20 protein-coding genes are annotated in these 17,178 nt (G+C 68.8%); 11 read left to right on the top strand and 9 right to left on the bottom strand.

What is annotated here, in order from left to right:
- Window positions 1–3 precede the first annotated feature (3 nt).
- The 7 genes from ABIB38_RS07635 (at window position 4) to ABIB38_RS07605 (ending at window position 4,915) form a co-directional block, all read left to right on the top strand.
- Complete coding sequence (locus ABIB38_RS07635) at window positions 4–327, top strand: DUF2818 family protein (protein ID WP_429203159.1); 324 nt, start codon at window positions 4–6, stop codon at window positions 325–327.
- A 191-nt stretch (window positions 328–518) separates the two neighbouring features.
- Complete coding sequence (locus ABIB38_RS07630) at window positions 519–1,085, top strand: NUDIX domain-containing protein (RefSeq protein ID WP_429203158.1); 567 nt, start codon at window positions 519–521, stop codon at window positions 1,083–1,085.
- 5 nt (window positions 1,086–1,090) lie between these two features.
- The gene (locus ABIB38_RS07625; protein WP_429203156.1) at window positions 1,091–1,816 is read left to right on the top strand and encodes a hypothetical protein; all 726 of its coding nucleotides are present in this window, start codon (window positions 1,091–1,093) and stop codon (window positions 1,814–1,816) included.
- Complete coding sequence (gene ispD, locus ABIB38_RS07620) at window positions 1,813–2,559, top strand: 2-C-methyl-D-erythritol 4-phosphate cytidylyltransferase (protein WP_429203154.1); 747 nt, start codon at window positions 1,813–1,815, stop codon at window positions 2,557–2,559. Before ABIB38_RS07625 ends, ispD begins: the two co-directional genes overlap by 4 nt.
- A 19-nt stretch (window positions 2,560–2,578) precedes the next feature.
- Window positions 2,579–3,094 carry a 2-C-methyl-D-erythritol 2,4-cyclodiphosphate synthase gene (gene ispF / locus ABIB38_RS07615; RefSeq protein ID WP_429203152.1) on the top strand — a complete coding sequence of 172 codons (516 nt, stop codon included), beginning with the start codon at window positions 2,579–2,581 and terminating at the stop codon, window positions 3,092–3,094.
- Between the two features lie 208 nt (window positions 3,095–3,302).
- On the top strand, window positions 3,303–4,604 hold the full coding sequence (locus ABIB38_RS07610; protein ID WP_429203150.1) for an MFS transporter: 1,302 nt from the start codon (window positions 3,303–3,305) through the stop codon (window positions 4,602–4,604).
- A gap of 2 nt (window positions 4,605–4,606) precedes the next feature.
- Window positions 4,607–4,915, top strand: coding sequence for a hypothetical protein (locus ABIB38_RS07605; RefSeq protein WP_429203148.1), 309 nt, complete (start codon window positions 4,607–4,609; stop codon window positions 4,913–4,915).
- Between the two features lie 40 nt (window positions 4,916–4,955).
- Here the strand turns inward: ABIB38_RS07605 and ABIB38_RS07600 are convergent, their stop codons facing one another.
- Window positions 4,956–5,141: a hypothetical protein gene (locus ABIB38_RS07600; protein WP_429203146.1), complete on the bottom strand. Its 186-nt coding sequence runs from the start codon at window positions 5,139–5,141 to the stop codon at window positions 4,956–4,958.
- 6 nt (window positions 5,142–5,147) lie between these two features.
- The gene (locus tag ABIB38_RS07595; protein WP_208277760.1) at window positions 5,148–5,507 is read right to left on the bottom strand and encodes an NADH-quinone oxidoreductase subunit A; all 360 of its coding nucleotides are present in this window, start codon (window positions 5,505–5,507) and stop codon (window positions 5,148–5,150) included.
- Window positions 5,508–5,807: 300 nt separating this feature from the next.
- Between ABIB38_RS07595 and ABIB38_RS07590 the strand changes: the two genes are divergently transcribed.
- Both ABIB38_RS07590 and ABIB38_RS07585 read left to right on the top strand, forming a co-directional pair.
- Window positions 5,808–6,362 (top strand): NADPH-dependent FMN reductase, encoded by a 555-nt coding sequence (locus ABIB38_RS07590; RefSeq protein ID WP_429203144.1) that lies wholly within the window; start codon window positions 5,808–5,810, stop codon window positions 6,360–6,362.
- Between the two features lie 39 nt (window positions 6,363–6,401).
- Window positions 6,402–7,301, top strand: a complete 900-nt coding sequence (locus ABIB38_RS07585; RefSeq protein ID WP_429203142.1) for an ion transporter — start codon at window positions 6,402–6,404, stop codon at window positions 7,299–7,301.
- A 50-nt stretch (window positions 7,302–7,351) separates the two neighbouring features.
- Here the strand turns inward: ABIB38_RS07585 and ABIB38_RS07580 are convergent, their stop codons facing one another.
- Window positions 7,352–8,206 carry a hypothetical protein gene (locus ABIB38_RS07580; RefSeq protein WP_429203140.1) on the bottom strand — a complete coding sequence of 285 codons (855 nt, stop codon included), beginning with the start codon at window positions 8,204–8,206 and terminating at the stop codon, window positions 7,352–7,354.
- Between the two features lie 201 nt (window positions 8,207–8,407).
- On the opposite strand from ABIB38_RS07580, the gene ABIB38_RS07575 reads away from it, so the two are divergent.
- The gene (locus ABIB38_RS07575; RefSeq protein WP_429203138.1) at window positions 8,408–9,007 is read left to right on the top strand and encodes a phasin family protein; all 600 of its coding nucleotides are present in this window, start codon (window positions 8,408–8,410) and stop codon (window positions 9,005–9,007) included.
- A gap of 10 nt (window positions 9,008–9,017) precedes the next feature.
- Here ABIB38_RS07575 and ABIB38_RS07570 read toward each other — a convergent pair whose 3' ends face one another.
- The 3 genes from ABIB38_RS07570 to ABIB38_RS07560 all read right to left on the bottom strand — a co-directional run bounded on the left by ABIB38_RS07570 (window position 9,018) and on the right by ABIB38_RS07560 (window position 11,104).
- On the bottom strand, window positions 9,018–10,238 hold the full coding sequence (locus tag ABIB38_RS07570) for an acyltransferase family protein (RefSeq protein WP_429203137.1): 1,221 nt from the start codon (window positions 10,236–10,238) through the stop codon (window positions 9,018–9,020).
- Between the two features lie 79 nt (window positions 10,239–10,317).
- Window positions 10,318–10,785, bottom strand: coding sequence for a LytR/AlgR family response regulator transcription factor (locus ABIB38_RS07565; RefSeq protein ID WP_429203135.1), 468 nt, complete (start codon window positions 10,783–10,785; stop codon window positions 10,318–10,320).
- A 43-nt stretch (window positions 10,786–10,828) separates the two neighbouring features.
- Window positions 10,829–11,104, bottom strand: a complete 276-nt coding sequence (locus ABIB38_RS07560) for a hypothetical protein (RefSeq protein ID WP_429203133.1) — start codon at window positions 11,102–11,104, stop codon at window positions 10,829–10,831.
- Between the two features lie 129 nt (window positions 11,105–11,233).
- Here ABIB38_RS07560 and ABIB38_RS07555 point away from each other — a divergent pair, with 129 nt between their 5' ends.
- Complete coding sequence (locus ABIB38_RS07555) at window positions 11,234–13,684, top strand: ATP-binding protein (RefSeq protein WP_429203131.1); 2,451 nt, start codon at window positions 11,234–11,236, stop codon at window positions 13,682–13,684.
- Window positions 13,685–13,732: 48 nt separating this feature from the next.
- Here the strand turns inward: ABIB38_RS07555 and ABIB38_RS07550 are convergent, their stop codons facing one another.
- From ABIB38_RS07550 to ribA, 3 genes are all read right to left on the bottom strand, one after another.
- Complete coding sequence (locus tag ABIB38_RS07550; protein ID WP_429203129.1) at window positions 13,733–14,755, bottom strand: FHA domain-containing protein; 1,023 nt, start codon at window positions 14,753–14,755, stop codon at window positions 13,733–13,735.
- Complete coding sequence (locus ABIB38_RS07545) at window positions 14,752–16,215, bottom strand: trypsin-like peptidase domain-containing protein (protein WP_429203128.1); 1,464 nt, start codon at window positions 16,213–16,215, stop codon at window positions 14,752–14,754. The genes ABIB38_RS07550 and ABIB38_RS07545 overlap by 4 nt, the downstream gene beginning before the upstream one ends.
- A 62-nt stretch (window positions 16,216–16,277) precedes the next feature.
- The gene (ribA, locus tag ABIB38_RS07540) at window positions 16,278–17,003 is read right to left on the bottom strand and encodes a GTP cyclohydrolase II (RefSeq protein WP_429203126.1); all 726 of its coding nucleotides are present in this window, start codon (window positions 17,001–17,003) and stop codon (window positions 16,278–16,280) included.
- Window positions 17,004–17,178 lie beyond the last annotated feature (175 nt).

Raw genomic sequence — 17,178 nt, 5'->3', positions numbered from 1 at the left:
GCCATGGACAGCTCGCTGGCCGCATCGCTGGTGATTGCCCTCGCGCTGGCGGGGGCCAATCTGCCGTTCGTCAACGAGCGCCTGTTCGCTCTGGTGCCGGTCCCCGGCAAGGCGGTGGTGGGGGAGCCGCGCAACAAGGCCCTCGCGCTGCGCCTGCTCGAACTGGTGGTGCTGTACTTCGTGGTCGGGCTGGTCGCGCGGCTGCTCGAATCGCGCATCGGTTCGGTCTTCGCGCAGACCTGGGAGTTCTACGCGGTCACCGGCTGCATGTTCCTGGTGCTGGCGTTTCCGGGCTTCGTGATGCGGTACCTGCGCAAGCGGCGTTAAGCCAATAAAGTTAGAGCAAGCACGTCGTTCCCGCGCAGGCGGGAACCAAAGTTTCTCAGCGTATCGATGACGCATGCGAACTTGGGTTCCCGCCTCCGCGGGAACGACGTTTTTGGAGCCAACGAAAATGCCATGCGCCGGCTCCGCCGCCGACGCGTTTGGCTTATGATATTTCTACCTGCGTAACGAGAATGGAGCCCACAGTGTCGGAACTCAAAGAAACCCGCATCGACGGCGGCGTCGTCTACGATGGCCATTTCCTGAAGGTCGAGAAAGACCGCATCCGCCTGCCAGATGGTACGGAAAGCCAGCGCGAATTCTTCCGCCATCCGGGCGCGGTCGTGATCCTGCCGCTGCTGCCCGACGGCCGCGTGCTGCTCGAGCGCCAGTTCCGCTATCCGAACGCGCAAGTGTTCATCGAGTTCCCTGCCGGGAAGATCGACCCGGGCGAAGACCACCTGGAATGCGCCAGGCGCGAACTCAGGGAAGAGACCGGATACACGGCCGAGCGCTGGCGCTTCGTCTGCACCATCCATAACGCGATCGCCTATTCCGACGAGCACCTCGAGATCTTCCTGGCCGAAGGCCTGAGCGCCGGCGAGCAGCAGCTCGACGCCGGCGAGTTCCTGGAACTCTTCAGCGTCACCGTGCCCGAGCTGCTCGACATGGTGCGCAAGGGCGAGATCACCGACGTCAAGACCATCATCGGCGCCTTCTGGCTCGAGAAGATCCTGGCCGGCGACTGGACGCCTGCCTGACCATCATGCGGCCGCGTCGGAGCCTGGTTGCGCCGGCGACCGCGCTGGCGGCGGCCCTTGCAATCGTCGTGGCCGCCCCGGCCGCGGCCCAGGCCCGCACCCCGTTCCAGGCGTCGTGCGAGGACACCATCGGCGAGACGATTTCGGTGCTGTCCAGCCGCAGCGACGGCTACCGCATCGACAACACGCGCTCGTACTTCGACCTGACGCGCCTGAAGGGCAGCGTGCGCCGCGGTTCCTGGGTGCTGGGACTGACGCATACCGAGGCGCGGGTCAGCATCAAGGTCGGCGGGCGCATGCTGACGGACCGGGCCAGCGGCTATGAATGCGTGGCGCCGCGCATTGACGTCAACCTGTATTACGCGCCGATCGTGATCTATGTCAGCCGCGAATTCCCGCCGGGATCGTGTTCTTACCGGGAAGTGCTGGCCCATGAGATGCGCCACCTGCAGACCTACCAGGCGTTCCTGCCGCAGGCCGAAGCCATCGTGCGCGCGCGCCTGGCGGCGCGCTTCGCCGGCACGCCGTTGTATGCGCCCATCGGCCAGGCAAGATCCCTGCTCCAGCGCGAAGTGGACCGCAGCTGGATGCCCTACATTAAACGTGAGATGGAAAAGGTCGAAGTCTTGCAGGCAGCCATTGATACGCCGCAGGAATACGCCCGCCTGGGCAAGGTTTGCGCAGGTGAGGTACAGTCTTTGCTTAGACAGGCACCACGAAGCAGTTCATGACCACCGAACAAGCAAACGAGACGAATACGGCAGCGCCGCAGCATGTCGCCCTCATTCCGGCGGCCGGCGTCGGCGCCCGCATGGCGGCCGGCAGCCCCAAGCAATACCTGGCCATCGGCGCCAAGCCCATGCTGCGCCACACGGTCGACGCGTTTCTATCCAGCCCGCTGATCGCCCACACCTACGTAGTGGTCAGCGCCGACGACCCCTTCATCGACGGCGTGCTGCCCGACGCGGGGGAGCCGGCGGGCCGCGTCACCGTGCTGCGCTGCGGCGGCGCCACGCGCATGGAATCGATCCGCAACGGCCTCTATGCGCTGTCCGGCGCGCTCGGCGCGCAAGACCGCGTGCTGGTCCACGACGCCGCGCGGCCCGGACTGAACGCCGCGCTGATCGAGCGCCTGATCGTCGAAACCGGCGACCACGCGGCCGGCGGCCTGCTGGCGCTACCGGTGGTCGATACCGTCAAGCGCGGGGACGCGGCGAGCGGGGGCAGCGTCGCCACCGTTGCGCGCGACGGGCTGTGGCTGGCCCAGACCCCGCAGATGTTTTCCTACGCGCTGCTATGCCGCGCACTCGATGCGGCACTCGATCCGGCCGCGATCACCGACGACGCCAGCGCGGTCGAGGCGCTGGGCCTGGCCCCGAGACTGGTCGAAGGCCATCCGCGCAACCTGAAAGTCACGCTGCCATCCGACATCCGCATCGCCGAGATGTACCTGGCGCTCGATTCCACCATTTGAACGACACGAATTCCACATCATGGCACTCGCATCCTATAATCCCCATCCTCCGTTTCGCATCGGCACCGGCTACGACAACCACGCGCTGGTCGAAGGTCGCAAGCTGATCGTCGGCGGCGTCACCATTCCGCACCGCCTGGGTCTCCAGGGCCATTCCGACGCCGACGTGCTGCTGCATGCGATCATCGATTCGCTGCTCGGCGCGGCCGCGCTGGGCGACATCGGCAAGCATTTCCCGGACACCGACCCCATGTTCGCCGGCGCCGATTCGCGCACCCTGCTGCGCGAAGTCGCGCACCGGGTGCTGAACTCGGGCTACACCATCGGCAATATCGACGCCACCATCATCGCCCAGCAGCCGAAGATGGCGCCGCATATCCCGCTGATGGTCTCGCGCATCGCCGAGGACCTTGGGGTGTCGCCGCAGCAGGTGAACATCAAGGCCAAGACCAACGAGAAGCTCGGCTACCTGGGCCGCGAGGAAGGCATGGCGGCGCAATCGACCGCGCTGCTGATCCGCGCCGCAACGGACTGACGGGCACATCGAAAAACCTGCTGCGCGTTGCATTTTCGGTCGGCGATGCTCGCTGTACTCTAGTACAGCTGCGCTTCTCGACCTGCGCGGCCCAACCTGCGCGGCCCGACCTGCGCGGCCCGACCGAAACTGCTGCCGCTCGCGACGGTTTTTCGAGGTGCCCTGACGGGCTTCGGCAAAGGTCGAAAAGGCAATCTATAATTGCCGGATGACCGACGCCACCCCGACACTATCCGCGCGCGCGGCCTGGACCCTGATCCTGGTCGCCAGCGCCGTCATGATGATCACGATGGGCGCGCGGCTGACCAGCGGCCTGTTCCTGTCGCCGCTGAACACGGCGACCGGGCTCGGCGTGGCCAGCATCAGCTTCGTGATGGCGGTGGCCCAGCTGATGTGGGGCGCGGCCCAGCCGGTCTTCGGCGCCGTCGCCGACAAATACGGGCCGGGCAGGGTGATCGCCCTCGGCGGCCTGATGCTGGCGGTGGGCACCGCCGCCACGCCCTTCGTCGATTCGCAGTGGGCGCTGCTGCTCACGATGGGCTTTCTGTCGGCGGCCGGCGCCGGCGCCGGCAGTTTCTCGATCCTGATCGGCGCCACCGCCCAGCGCCTGCCCGTCGAGCGGCGCGCCTTTGCCTCGGGGTTCATTAACGCCGGCGGCTCGTTCGGCCAGTTCGTGTTCGCGCCGCTGATGGGCGCCATCATCGCCGGCGCCGGCTGGATCTGGGCCATGCTCACCATGGCCGCCGCCACCTTGCTGACCATTCCGCTGGCCTGGCCGCTGCGCGGCAGGAAAGCCGCCGCCGCTTCTGCCACCGTGCCTGCCGCCGCTTCTGCCACCGCTCCGGCTGCCGCTCCTGCCACCGCCCCAAGCGCCGCCGCGCCCGCTCCAGCCGCGATCTCGCTCGGCCAGCAGCTGGGCCAGGCCATGCGCGACCGCAGCTATATCTGCCTGCACCTGGGATTTTTCACCTGCGGCTTCCACATCGCCTTCCTGGTCACCCACCTGCCGGGCGAGGTCGCGCTGTGCGGCCTGCCGACCAGCGTCTCGGCCACCGCGCTGGCGCTGATCGGCCTGTTCAACATCGCCGGCAGCCTGGGCGCCGGGATGCTGGCCTCGCGCTACCGCATGAAGTCGCTGCTGTTCTGGATCTATGCCAGCCGCGCCGTGCTGGTCGGCGTGTACCTGCTGGCGCCGAAGACCGAATGGACTTTCTACCTGTTCGCGGCCGCGCTCGGCGCCACCTGGCTGGCCACCGTGCCGCCGACCGCCGGCCTGGTCGGCAAGCTGTTCGGCGTGCGCTACCTGGCCACGCTGTTCGGCATGACCCTGCTGTCGCACCAGATCGGCGGCTTCCTCGGCGCCTGGCTGGGCGGCCTGGCCGTGGTGCACACGGGCGACTACAGCTGGATGTGGTATGCCGACATGGTGCTGGCGCTGGCGGCGGCCCTGGTGAACCTGCCGATCCGCGAAGCGGCCGTGGTGCGTGCGCCAGGTCTGGCGGGAGCCTAGGGGTGGCGCGCGACGCCTGGGCTTACCGCGAGGTGGCGGTCGAATCGGCGTTCGATGCGCGCACCGGCAAGCCGCGCATCCGGCCGGTGTCGGGACAAGCCTTTGCGAGCGATATGCGGGTGCAGTGTTCGCGCAGCCTGCTCGATACGGCGCGCTATCCGGTGGGCACGCGCTTCCTGCTGTCGGTGCGGATCACCGACCGCCAGGGCGGCGCGCCGTTTCTGTATGCGTGGCATGGCGACCCGGTGGTCGTCATGAGCAAGGCGAAGGTAACGCGCTTCTTGCAGATGTACCGGCGCTTGCGCCTGTAGGGTGGACGAAAAAAAGGCCGCTGGTCGCGGCCCTGGATAGTCAGTCGACGCCGGGAGGAGGGACGCCGGCCCCGGCGGCCAGCACGAACAGGCTCAGGGAGATCCCGGCGCCGGCGATGGTCGCCAGCAGCGCCGCCGTGCGCGGCTTGGCGTTCTTGTGCGAGCGCCAGGCGGCATCGAGCAGGCCGATGCCGATCACCAGGTTCACGAACAGCATGGCGTCCATTGCGAATCAGTCCCAGTCCAGCGCGCCCTTTTTCCACTCGTAGGCCAGGCCGATCGTCAACAGGCCCAGGAACACCATCATGGCCCAGAATCCGGTCGAGCCGATGTCGGTGACGACCACTGCCCACGGCACCAGGAAGGCCACTTCGAGATCGAACAGGATGAACAGGATCGCGACCAGGTAGAACCGCACGTCGAACTGCATGCGCGCGTCGCCGAAGGCCTCGAAACCGCACTCGTAGGGGGACAGCTTCTGTTCATCGGGGCGATGCGGGCCCAGGACACGGCCCAGCACCTGGGGCGCGACACCGACCAGGATGCCGATGATGATGAACATGAGGACGGGGAAGTATTCTTCGAGGTTCATGGTTCTGCTGCGCGGTCAGGCGCGTGGGTTGATAAAGTCGGTGGTGCGGTGGTCCTGGAACGTCGCGCCGCGCTGGTCCGGCATCGGATGCGGCGCAGACGGGCGAAGTTGGGCCCGATTCTAACTGGATATGAACCTGTTGCCAACCGTGCATTTGCGCGCCGTTGCAATGCAGTTGCGGCGCTGACGCGGGTCGCTTACGAGGGTATTGACAGGTATTTTCCTTCCCCGACGCACCCGGCGGGCGAAAGCCGCTATCATCGGGGGTTGGCAAAACGACCTCACCCACCAAGGAATACCATGGCCTCGAAAAAGATCGCCGTCCTCGTCGGCAGCCTGCGCAAGGACTCGTACACCCGCCGCGTCGCCCATAGCCTGATCGCGCTGGCGCCGGAAGGACTGGAGCTCGCGATCGTCGAACTGCGCGACCTGCCGCTGTATAACGAGGACGACGAGACCGATCCGCCCCCAGGCGCGTTCGCGGCCTTTCGCGCCGCCATCCGCGAGGCCGACGGTATCCTGTTCTGCACCCCGGAATACAACCGCTCGGTGCCGGGTGCGCTGAAGAACGCGATCGACGTCGGCTCGCGCCCCTACGGCAAGGCGGCGTTCGCCGACAAGCCGTGCGCCATCGTCAGCGTCTCGCCGGGCGCGCTGGGCGGCTTCGGCGCCAACCACCACCTGCGCCAGATGCTGCCGTTCCTGAACATGCCGGCCATGCCGGCGCCGGAAGCCTATGTCGGCGGCGTCGCCGCCAAGTACGAAGAGGACCGGCTGGTCGACGAATCGTCGCGCGCGTTCTTCGGGAAATTCATGGCCGCCTTCGGCGCCTGGGTGGAGCAGCATGCCAGATAAGGGCCTGCGTTCGCGGGCGCCGGCGGAGCCACGCTGCCGATGATCCGCGCGACCGACAGCAGGATCCTGCCGACGCCGCCGCGCGACCTGCCCACGCTGCTGGGCCGCCCGCCGGACGGCTGGCGCGCGCGCATGTTCGACGTCATCTTCGGCACCGACACGCCGGCCGGCCGCCGCTTCGACATCGTGCTGGTGATCCTGATCCTGCTCAGCATCCTGGTCGTGATCCTCGACAGCGTGCCGTCCATCTACAGCCAGTACTCCGGCATCACCTCGGTGCTCGAATGGGGCTTCACCCTGCTGTTTACGATCGAATACATCGCGCGCCTGGTGTGCGTGCAGCGCCCGGTGCGCTATGCGCGCAGCTTCTACGGGATCATCGACCTGGTGTCGGTGCTGCCGACCTACCTGTCGCTGCTGCTGCCCGGCAGCCAGGTGTTCCTGGACGTGCGCATCCTGCGCCTGCTGCGCGTGTTCCGCATCTTCAAGCTGACCTTGTACATCGAGGAATACACCCGCCTGGGCGAAGCCCTGGTCTCCAGCCGGCGCAAGATCATGGTGTTCCTGTCGGTGGTGCTGATGCTGATCCTGATCCTCGGCACCGTGATGTACGTGGTCGAGGGACCGGAAAACGGCTTCACCAGCATCCCGATGTCGATGTACTGGGCCACGGTGACCATCACCACCGTCGGCTACGGCGACATCGTGCCGCACACGCCGGTGGGCAAGGCGATCGCCTCGTTCATGGTGCTGCTGGGCTGGGGCATCCTGGCGGTGCCCACGGGAATCGTCTCGGCCGAGATGACGTCGCAAAAGATGTCGCGCCACGCCCCGCGCGGCGCGCCGCGCGAATGCGGCGCCTGCGGCAGTGGCGACCATGACCCGCGCGCCCACTTCTGCAAGGACTGCGGCGCGCCGCTGGCGCCGGCCAGGGAATAGGGCGCGGCGCACGCCGCGCACCACGATGGCAGGCAGCGCACCGCGACCGGTCAGGCCATGGCCGCGTGCCGCGTGAACCGCGAAGGTGCATGCACTGGCCTATTCACTGGCCCACTCACTTGGCCATCCACTTGCCCATCCACTTGCCCACTGAGCGGCGCACGCGGCGGCGCCGGGCGCGCCAGCGTGACCGGCGGCGGCATGGCGGCATCGCGCTCGAGCCAGTAATTGAACTGGCCGAAGCTGGGCAGCGCGCCGGCGTCGACGTCCTGGAAGAAGTCCTCCAGCATCTGGCGGTAGGCGGCGCGGCGCGAAAAGCCGTCGTGGCTGGCCGCATAGCGCGCGGCGGCGGCGTGGAAGATCGCGCGCATCCGCTCGTCGGCATTGGTGCCAGTGCCCGCGCCCTTGCGCGGACGTCCGCGCTTGATGCCGGCGGTGACGGCGCGGGTGCGCCCCGGCGCGCCCGAATTGCCGTAGTCCGGCAGCAGGGCGTCGGGCGTCTGGCCGCGCTCCCAGTAACGGCGCAGGTAGCGCAGGATGCTCGATTTCGACATGCCGTGGGCGGCGGCGTAGCCGGCCATCAGCGTGGTGCGCTGGCGCGGATCGACCAGCGCCTGGCGGTCGGCATGCAGGGCGCGCACGGCCGACCAGGCCTTGGCCTGCAGGTTCAGGTAGCCCTGCGGCACCGGTTCGCGCGGCGGCGGCGCGGCGAACGGATCGACCAGCAGGCGCCGCGCCTGGCCGGACGTCAGCGCTTCTTCCAGCGCCGCCACCCGCACCGGCTCGGGCATGACCGCATGGCCGCCCAGTTGATAAGTCCAGGCCAGCGCCTGGTCGATCCACAGCACGCGGACGGTGCGCCCGGGCGTGCCTGCGAATTCGACTACATCGTTCGGTCCAATCATCTCTCTACCTCCCATAAAGCCTCGGAATCCAGGGTGCTTTCTGACATGCAAGGATCGGGCCAGCCCGGATGCGCGTGAGCCTGCACGTTTGGTGCACCTCAACCGTGCGGGTGTGGGAGCGCTTTAGTCTTCGTTGTTCGTGCCCAGGCACGCCACGTATTCATTTCACGTTCGATTCCATTTATTCAAAGAGAGGCCTGCATGTATCCGTTTCCCCAATCCGTGACTCCGGCCGTGCGCACCCATATGGACGCCCAGACCGCCTTCGTCAACGACATGTCCAAATCCCTGTTCCGTTCTTTCCAGCAGATGTGTGAGCTCAACATCCAGCTGGCCCAGAGCATGCTCGAGGAAACCACGCTGGCCAGCCGGCACGTGTTGAGCGTCGACCGCCAATCCGAACTGCTGGATGCGGCGTCGGCGCGGGCCCAGCCGGCGACCGAGAAGCTGCGCGCCTACCAGCAGCACGTCTCGCGCCTGGCCACCGACGCCCAGGTCGAGCTGGCGCGCGTGACCGAGCAGCACGTGCAGAACACCACCCGCACCGCACGCGCCGTGGTCGACGAAGTGGCGCGCACCTCGGCCGAGGAAGCCGAGCGCGGCATCCGTGGCCAGCAGGAGGCGCTGCGCACCATGGCCGACCCGTTCACGCGCGCCGATGGTGCGATGCACGCGCGCGGCGATGGCGCGGCGCAGCCGGCCCAGTCGCTGCAGCAGGCCGGCGAGCAGGTGGCCCAGCAGGTGGGCCAGCAGGTGGCCCAGGCCAGCCAGCAGGTGCGTCAAGCTGGCGCGACGCACTAGGCCGGCAGGTTCAGTGCGGCCACGGCGCCGCGCGTGGCGCCGTGGCCGCGGTGCTCACCGCGCCCGCCTGCGGCGCCAGGCCGAACAGCGGGCGCATCGGGCGCAGCCGGCGCACGGCTTCGTACAGCGCGAAGCTGCCGGTCGCGGTCAAGACCATCAGCAGCAGGGCTTCGATGCCGGGCGCCAGGTTCAACGGCTTGAAGGCATGCGCCATCATGACAATCAAGGTCTGGTGAGCAATATAGACCGGGAACACCGCATCGGTGAGGTAGCGGCGCGCCGGTCCGTCGCGGTCCAGGTGGCGGCGCGCGAAACCGCAGGCCGCGACGATGGCGCTCCAGGCGCACAGCGCGTACACGCAGCGCATGATCGGCGCCCAGGTCGCCATCATCTGCGCGCTGTGCGCATGGTGGGGCGCGGCGTACCATGCCACGAGCGCGGCCCAGCCGGCCAGCGCGCTGCCAAGCGCGATCCAGCGCACGCTCTCCATGCGGTCCCACACCGGACGGCTGCGCGCCACCACGGCGCCCAGCAGGAACAGCGGCAGGTAGGTGGCGTGGTTGAACCAGTCGTCGACCAGGGCGTGGGTGGTCGGGAAGCGGTCGGCCAGCAGGATGCGCACCGCGGCCAAGAACAGCGCCGGCAGCGCCAGCAGCTTCCAGCCGCCCAGGGCGGCGGCGCCGCGCGCGGCCAGCGCCTCGATGCGGGCATGGCCGAGCAAGGCCGCGCAGGCGGCCAGCACCAGCGTGTAGACCCACAGGTAGGCAACGAACCACAGGTGGTTCCAGGTCGGCAGGATCAGGCAGCCGTCCTGGCAGAAGCCGCCATAGCCGGACACATACAGCCGCATGAAGGCCATGAAGCCGTCGGCATAGCCGAGTTTCTCGACCACTTCCAGCCACGGCTGCGGCGGCACGACGACCAGCATGCCGAACAGCAGCGGCAGCAGCAGGCGCAGGCTGCGGCGGCGCACGAAGGCGCCAGGCGCCATCTTGCGCAGCAAGAAATGCGAGGCCGCGCCGGCCACGAAGAACAGCAGGCTCAGGCGCCACGGCGAGGACAGCAGCATGAACGGTTCCGGGCCGCTGCCGGCGTGCGGACTCTTCACGTGCCAGCCCCAGCTCACGTAAACCATCCCCACGTGATAGGCGATCAGCACGAAGAAGGCCAGGATGCGGACCCAGTCGAGGAAATACAGGCGTTGATTGCCGGTGGAAGTGTGTGGCTGCATGGCGCGCTCTGGTGATGACGGAGACGCCAGCATCGCGCGCACCAGGGCAGGCGGCCAGCGCCAGGGGGCGAACCGGGGCTTACGTGGGGCGAGCCGGCGCCAGGCGTGCGAGCAGGGAGGGACGGTACTGGCGGCTGCACGGCACCCGCGCGCCGCTGCGCAGCACCAGTTCGCAATCACCCTTGTCGAGCGGCTCGATGCGCACGATGGCCGACAGGCGCACCGCCGCGCGCCGGTGGCAGCGCGCGAAGGCGGTTTCCAGCTGGCCGAGCAGGGCGCCCAGGCTCTGGCGCAGCAGCGGGGCGCCGGCGGACGTGTGCAGCGCCACGTAGTTGTCGGCCGTCTCGAGCCACTCGATGTCGGCCACCTGCACCACGCGCGTCGCGCCGCGTTCGCTTACCAGGAGCTGGCGCGGCGGACCGGGCGCCGCCGCCGCCCCCTGCACGGGCGCGGCCAGGCGCGCGCGCAGCCGTTCGAGCGCCCGGTGCAGGCGGGCTTGGTCGGTCGGTCCAGGGTGGGTGCTCGTAGCGGGCGCCGGCCAGCGCATAGACGCCGTGGCGGAGCGCGAACACCATGGGCGTGAAGCCCAATCAGTACAGCGGCAGCCAGCGCAGCTGCCGGCCGAACCAGCGCCGGGGCGTGGCGACCAGCGCATCGTCGCCGCTGCTCAAGCGCCGCTGGAACAGGAACAGGAGCGTGGCCACCAGCGCGGACGAGGTCTCCCACAGCACCGGTTGCCAAGGGGCCGCGCCGCCGTCGCGCCGGTAGTCTTCGAGCGCGACCAAGACCATCAAGGTCCAGAACAGGATCCAGGCGATGCCGGCGACGGCGAGGCTGCGGTCTGCGCGCGCTGAAGAGAAGGGCACGGAAGTCGTTCCATCTGAGAAAGACCCGATCATCGTGCATCGGCCTGCGATTGTCAAAATGGCGCCATGGCGGAGGTGACAATTGGTGAGCATTGCCGTCCCTGCAAGCTCATCGTGCGACAATGCGGCATGAACACTCCTGGTCACCACAGCGACGATTCCGATCACCGGCAGCCGATGCGGAGCCTGCTTGCCGCCCACGACTGGTCGTCCTCCCCCATGGGAGCGCCGGACGGCTGGCCGGTGGAATTGCGGGTGGCGCTCGACCTGATGCTCGATGCGCCCCATCCGACCATGGTGTGCTGGAGCGGGCGCTACCTGATGCTGTACAACGACGCCTTCGCGACGCTGCTCGGCCCGGCCCATCCTGGCGCGCTCGGCAGGCCACTGAACGAGGTCATGCCCGCCATGTGGCCCGAGGTAAAACCGCTGGCCGACGCCGCGATGGCGGGGCGGCCCGGCCACGTCGAGCACCTGTGCGTGACGCTGCCGCCGGGAGACGAGCCATGCCAGCGCTGGTTCAGCGCGTCCTATGTGCCCTTGCGCGGCCTGCATGGCGCGGTCGGGGGCTTCGTCCATACCGCGTTCGAGACCACCGACCGCGTGCTCGAGGCGCGCCGCGCCGACCTGGCGCGGCGGGCGAGCGATGCGCGCCTGTCGGCCCTGTTCGACAGCCTGCCGGTCGGGGTTGGCGTCACCGACATCAACGGCATGATCGTGCTCGCGAACGACGCCATGGCGCGCTACCTGCCGACGGGCCTCATGCCGTCCCGCGATGAACAGGGCTCCGCGCGCTGGACGATATTCGGTGACGATGGCGTGCCGGTGGCGCGCGACGATTTCCCCGGCGCCCGCGCCCTGCGCGGCGAGCGTGTCGTGCCGGGCATGGAGGCGCTGTACCGCGAGGGCGAGGACCGGCGCGAGGTCTGGACCCACGTCAGTTCGGTGCCGATCCGCGATGCCGACGGACAGGTCACCGGCCAGGTCTCGGTGGTGACCGACATCGACCGCGTCAAGCGCACCGAGGCGGCCTTGCGCGAGTCCGAAGAAAAATACCGCAAGCTGTTCGAAGAGGTCGACGAGGCCTTCTGCATCCTGGAAGTGAAGTTCGACGCCGGCGGCGCGCCGTGCGACCTGGTGTTCCTCGAAGTGAACCCGATGTTCACGATCCAGAGCGGGATTGCCGATGCCAGGGGGCGCTCGGTGCACGAGCTGGCGCCGGGCCTCGAATCGGTCTGGCTGGAGCGCTACGGCGCGGTGGCGCGCACCGGCGAATCGATCATGTTCGAGGAATATTCGCCCAAGCTCGAACGCTGGTTCGAGGTCAATGCCTCGCGTATCGGCGCGCCCGAGGCGTGCCAGGTGGCGCTGGTGTTTCGCGATACGAGCGAACGCAAGCGCATCGAGGAAGACATGCGACGCCTGGCGCGCGAGGCCTCGGAGGCGAGCCGGCGCAAGAGCGAGTTCCTGGCGGTGCTGGCGCACGAGTTGCGCAACCCGATGGCGACCATCCGCACCGGCCTCGAGATCATGCGCCTGCGCGCCGACAGCCCGGACACCATGGCGCGCGTGCGCGAGATGCTCGAACGCCAGACCCACCAGCTGTCGCACCTGGTCGACGACCTGCTCGACGTCGCCCGCGTCAGCAGCGGCAAGATCGAGATCCGCAAGCAGCTGGTCGACCTCAACCTGGTGGTGACGAGCGCGGTGGAGACCAGCACGGCGGTCATCCAGGGCGCGCGCCACCGGCTCGACGTCAGGCTCTGGCATGAGCCGCTGTTGCTGGACATCGACCCGACCCGCGTCGCCCAGGTGGTGAGCAATCTCCTGACCAATGCCGCCAAGTACACCCCGCCCGGCGGCGACATCCGCCTCGACGTGAGCCGGGCAGCGCGCCAGGGCGCGGGCACGGGGGCGGGTGAGGCGGTGATTGCGGTGAGCGACAGCGGCGTCGGCATCCTGCCGGAACACCAGGAAGCGATCTTCGAGATGTTCAGCCAGGTCGGCAACCATGGCGGCCTGGCCCAGGGCGGGCTGGGCATCGGCCTGTCGCTGGTGCGCCAGCTGGTGGCGCTGCACGGCGGCGGCGTCGAGGTGCACAGCGCCGGCGCCGGCCAGGGCAGCGTCTTCACCGTGCGCCTGCCGCTCGCGCGGCCCGACGCCGGGCAGGGCGACGCGGCGCAGGCGCCGCGGCAGGAGCAGCGCGCGCTCCCGCGCCGGAGCTTGCGCATCCTGGTGGTGGACGACAATACCGATGCCGCCGAAAGCCTGTCGCTGCTGCTGCAGATAAACGCCCACGAGATCCGCGTCGCGACCAACGGCCGCGACGCACTGGCGCTGGTCTCCGACTTCACGCCCGACATCGCTTTCCTCGACATCGGCATGCCGGGCATGACCGGCTACGAGCTCGCGGCGCGGCTGCGCGCCATGCCGGCGCTGGCGCGTACGGTCATCGTCGCCGTGACCGGCTGGGGCGCGGAAGAAGACCAGCGGCGCGCGCGCGAGGCCGGTTTCGACCACCACTTCACCAAACCGATCGCGGCCGAGACGGTGAGCCGCCTGCTGGGCGGGCTCGGCTAGCGCGCCCGGTTGCGCCCGGTTGCAGCGCAGTCGCGGCGCAGTTGCCCCTCAGTTGCCCCCACCGCGCTCGGCGTCGATCTCCTTCTTCATCGCCCCGACCTGGTCGATGTAATCGGCCACCGGCACGTCCGGGCTGGCGCGCAGCTCGGGCGGCAGCAGCACCGGCATGTACAGCTCGTCGGCGGTGCGGCCGTGGCGCTGCATGTTCCCGGCCAGGATCAGGCTCGACGCCAGCACCGCCAGCGCGGCGCAGACCGGGCGCAGGCGGCGCCGGTACTGCGGCGTCACGGTGGCGAGGTGGAAGTAGACCGCCACCGCCGCCGTCGCCACCGCCGCGTGCGAGGCATAGGCGGTCAGCCATTCGAGCGACCAGGCATAGGCCACGACGCTGGCCAGCAGGCGCACGCCCACCAGCGCCGCCAGCGCGCAGCCATAGATGAACAGGTGGCGCCCGAGGCGCGCGCGGCGGCCGAACAGGCGGTTGCCGAAGGCCCACAGGCCGGCCCACGCCAGGCCGGCGCCGCCGGCCGCGGCCGGGAACAGGGCATAGCGCTCCAGGTCGTTGCTGGCGTCGGTCAGCCAGGCCACCAGCAGCGCCGCCAGCACGGCCAGCACGATGCCGGCGCCGCCCGGCAGCATGCCTTCCCAGCCGTGCATGGTGCGGTCGACCAGCTCCGGCGCGACCCGGTGCGCGGCGCCGCGGATGCGCAGCGACGTATGGCCCATGCGCACCACGGTGTCGCCGTCGATCGCCAGTTCGTCCTTGATGCGCCGGCTCTTGTGCACGATGCCGTTGCGGCTGCCGAGGTCGCGCAGCCGCAGGCGCCCGTCCGGCCCGGCCTCGACCACGGCGTGGTGGGCGGCCGCATAATCGTCGTCGACGATGAAGTCGTTGTCATAGGCGCGGCCCATGCGGATCGGCAGCGCCGCCACGCGATGGCGGTGCAGCACCTCGCCGTTGCGGGCCAGCGTCTCGATGCTCCATGGGCCGCGCAGCGGATCAAAGCCCGCCGGCGCGCTCGCCGGCGTGCTCGCCGCCGTGTCCAATGGCTGGCTGGCGTGCTCGCTCATCGCCGTCCACTGCGCCCGAAGGCGCCCAGGTAGGCGCGCGTGACGCGCAGGCCGTTTTCGTAGGAGACGCCGGACACGTCCAGGCGGCTTTGCAGGCTCGATTGCGAGGCGTCCGTGCTGGCGGTGAGCAGGGTGAAGTTGTACAGGCCCTCGAACTTGCGGTAGGCGCGCACGCAGGTCACGGCGCGCATCGGCAGGCTGCGGGTATGCACGAAGCGCTCGGTGCAGAACGGCTTGGTCAGGCGCGGGTCGCCCGTGCTGCCCAGGTTGTTGACCTGGAAGGTGTCGCTGGCCAGCGCCGCGAAGCGCATCGGATCCATGGTGCCGCTGCGGATGTACTGGTGGGTCATGGCCACGTTGCCGGTCTGCTGCACGTCCGACACGAACACCGCCGACTGCATCACGCAGCTCATCGAGTCGGTGCTGTAGACCGCGCCGCGGGCATTCGAACGTCCCCAGCAGCGCACCTCGCCCGATTCGCGCACCGGCACCAGGTACTGGCCCATGCCCTTGAGCGTGAGGGGTTCCTCGAGCAGCTTGTCGACCATATTGCCCTGGTGCGCCAGCAGCTGTTTGCCGATCAGCGGATTGAAGTCGGCCGGCGGAGCGGCCTGCTCGGCCACCTTGCGCAGCAGCTCCTGCGCATGCCTGACCGGCACCAGGAAACTGACCGATTCGCCGTCGCGCCGGCGCGAGACGTTGATGCCGGCTACCGTGCCGCTGGCGGTCACGCTCGGCCCGCCGCTCATGCCCGAGTTGATCGGGCCGGAAAAGATCAGGCGGTCGTAGAAGCTGCGCGTGAGCACGCCGTTATAGGCCCCTTCCGAGATCGCAAAGCCCAGGTCGAGCGGATTGCCGAGCGAGTACAGGCGCTGGCCCTGGCGCAGCCGCACCGGCTGTTCGGGCACCTTGAAGAAGCCGCTGCCGTTGCGGTTGATGCGCACCACGGCCAGGTCGTGCAGCACGTCGACCGCCATTAGCTCGACCGGGCCGGTATTGCCGTCGGTATCGATGTATTCGGCCGTATAGATGGCGGGGTCGAGCGCCATCTGCGACACCACGTGGTAATTGGTCAGCGCCAGGTTGCTGGTGCCCACCAGGAAGCCCGAGCCGACCGTCGACTGGGTGCGGCCGTTCTTGAGCAGCATGCGGATCTGCAGCAGGTCGCCGCGCGCCGAGTCGTACAGGTCCTGGGCCGCCAGCGAAGGTTCGGGCAGGGCGTCCTGGGCCTCGGTCTCGCCGGGCAACGGCGCGTTCGGGGTGGCTGCGGGCGCGGTGTCGACCGGCATCTGGGGCACGCCGGCGGCTGCCCCGGCCCCGGCCGTGTTCTGGGTCGCGCGCGGCGCGGGTTGCGCCAGATTCTGCGGCGAGGGCTGGGCAGCGGCCGGCGGCGACGTCGCCTCGAGGGCGGCGCCGATGGCGATGCAGGTCAGCAGAGATGCGAGGACAGCTCGTTTCATGCAATAGTTTGATGGCAGTATGAGTTGCTATCTTGCCACCGGATCAACGAGCGTTGCGCGCGTTAGCGCACGTTCGGGGGCAATGAGGAGGGCGAAGCCGACGCCGACGGCGCTGCGTCGGCCGGTTCGACCAGGGCCTGTTCTCCCTGCTCGACGGCGGTCAGCGGCGCCATCATGTGGCCCAGCTTGGCCTGCTTGGTGTTCAGGTAGCTGTTGTTGTAGACATTGCGGTTCACCAGCAGCGGCACGCGCTCGGCGACCGCGACGCCGATGCGGTTCAGGGCGTCGATCTTGCGCGGGTTGTTGGTCATCAGGCGCACCGACTTGATGCCGAACTGCGCGAGCATCGGACGGCACAGCTCGTAGTTGCGGGCATCGGCATGAAAGCCCAGCTGCAGGTTGGCCTCGACCGTGTCGGCGCCGGCTTCCTGCAGGCGGTAGGCGCGGATCTTGTTGACCAGGCCGATCCCGCGGCCCTCTTGACGCAGGTACAGCAGGATGCCGCGTCCTTCCTCGGCGATGCGCTGCAGCGCGCCCTCCAGCTGGGCGCCGCAGTCGCACCGCTGCGAGAACATCACGTCGCCGGTGAGGCATTCGGAGTGCACCCGCGCCAGCACTGGCTCGCCGGTCGACAGGTCGCCCAGGGCCATCGCCAGGTGTTCCTTGCCGGTGGCCGGCTCGACCCAGGCGTGCAGCGTGAACTGGGCCCACGGCGTCGGCAGCGCGCACGAAGTGGCATAGTCCAGCAGGGAAGGCGGCGCGGAAAGGGCAGGGGCGGTGGCTTGCATGACGGTGTTTCCAATCGATATCGATGTTCTTACAGCGGTGAAGTTTACCGGAAATCGGGCATGGCCGTGCGGAATCACCCGCATTTCGCCGGTCCCGCGCGGCGGCTGTGCCAGGCGGCGCGAGCGCCCGGCGAACGGTCGGGTTCGGCAAATGACCAGGTTGCGTATTGCCGTG

Origin of the sequence: Massilia sp. UYP11 (assembly GCF_050434805.1) — a bacterium.
Classification (GTDB): Bacteria; Pseudomonadota; Gammaproteobacteria; order Burkholderiales; family Burkholderiaceae_D; genus Telluria.
Note: the sequence above shows the minus strand (reverse complement) of the source record. Positions and strands in the feature narration are given on the sequence as shown.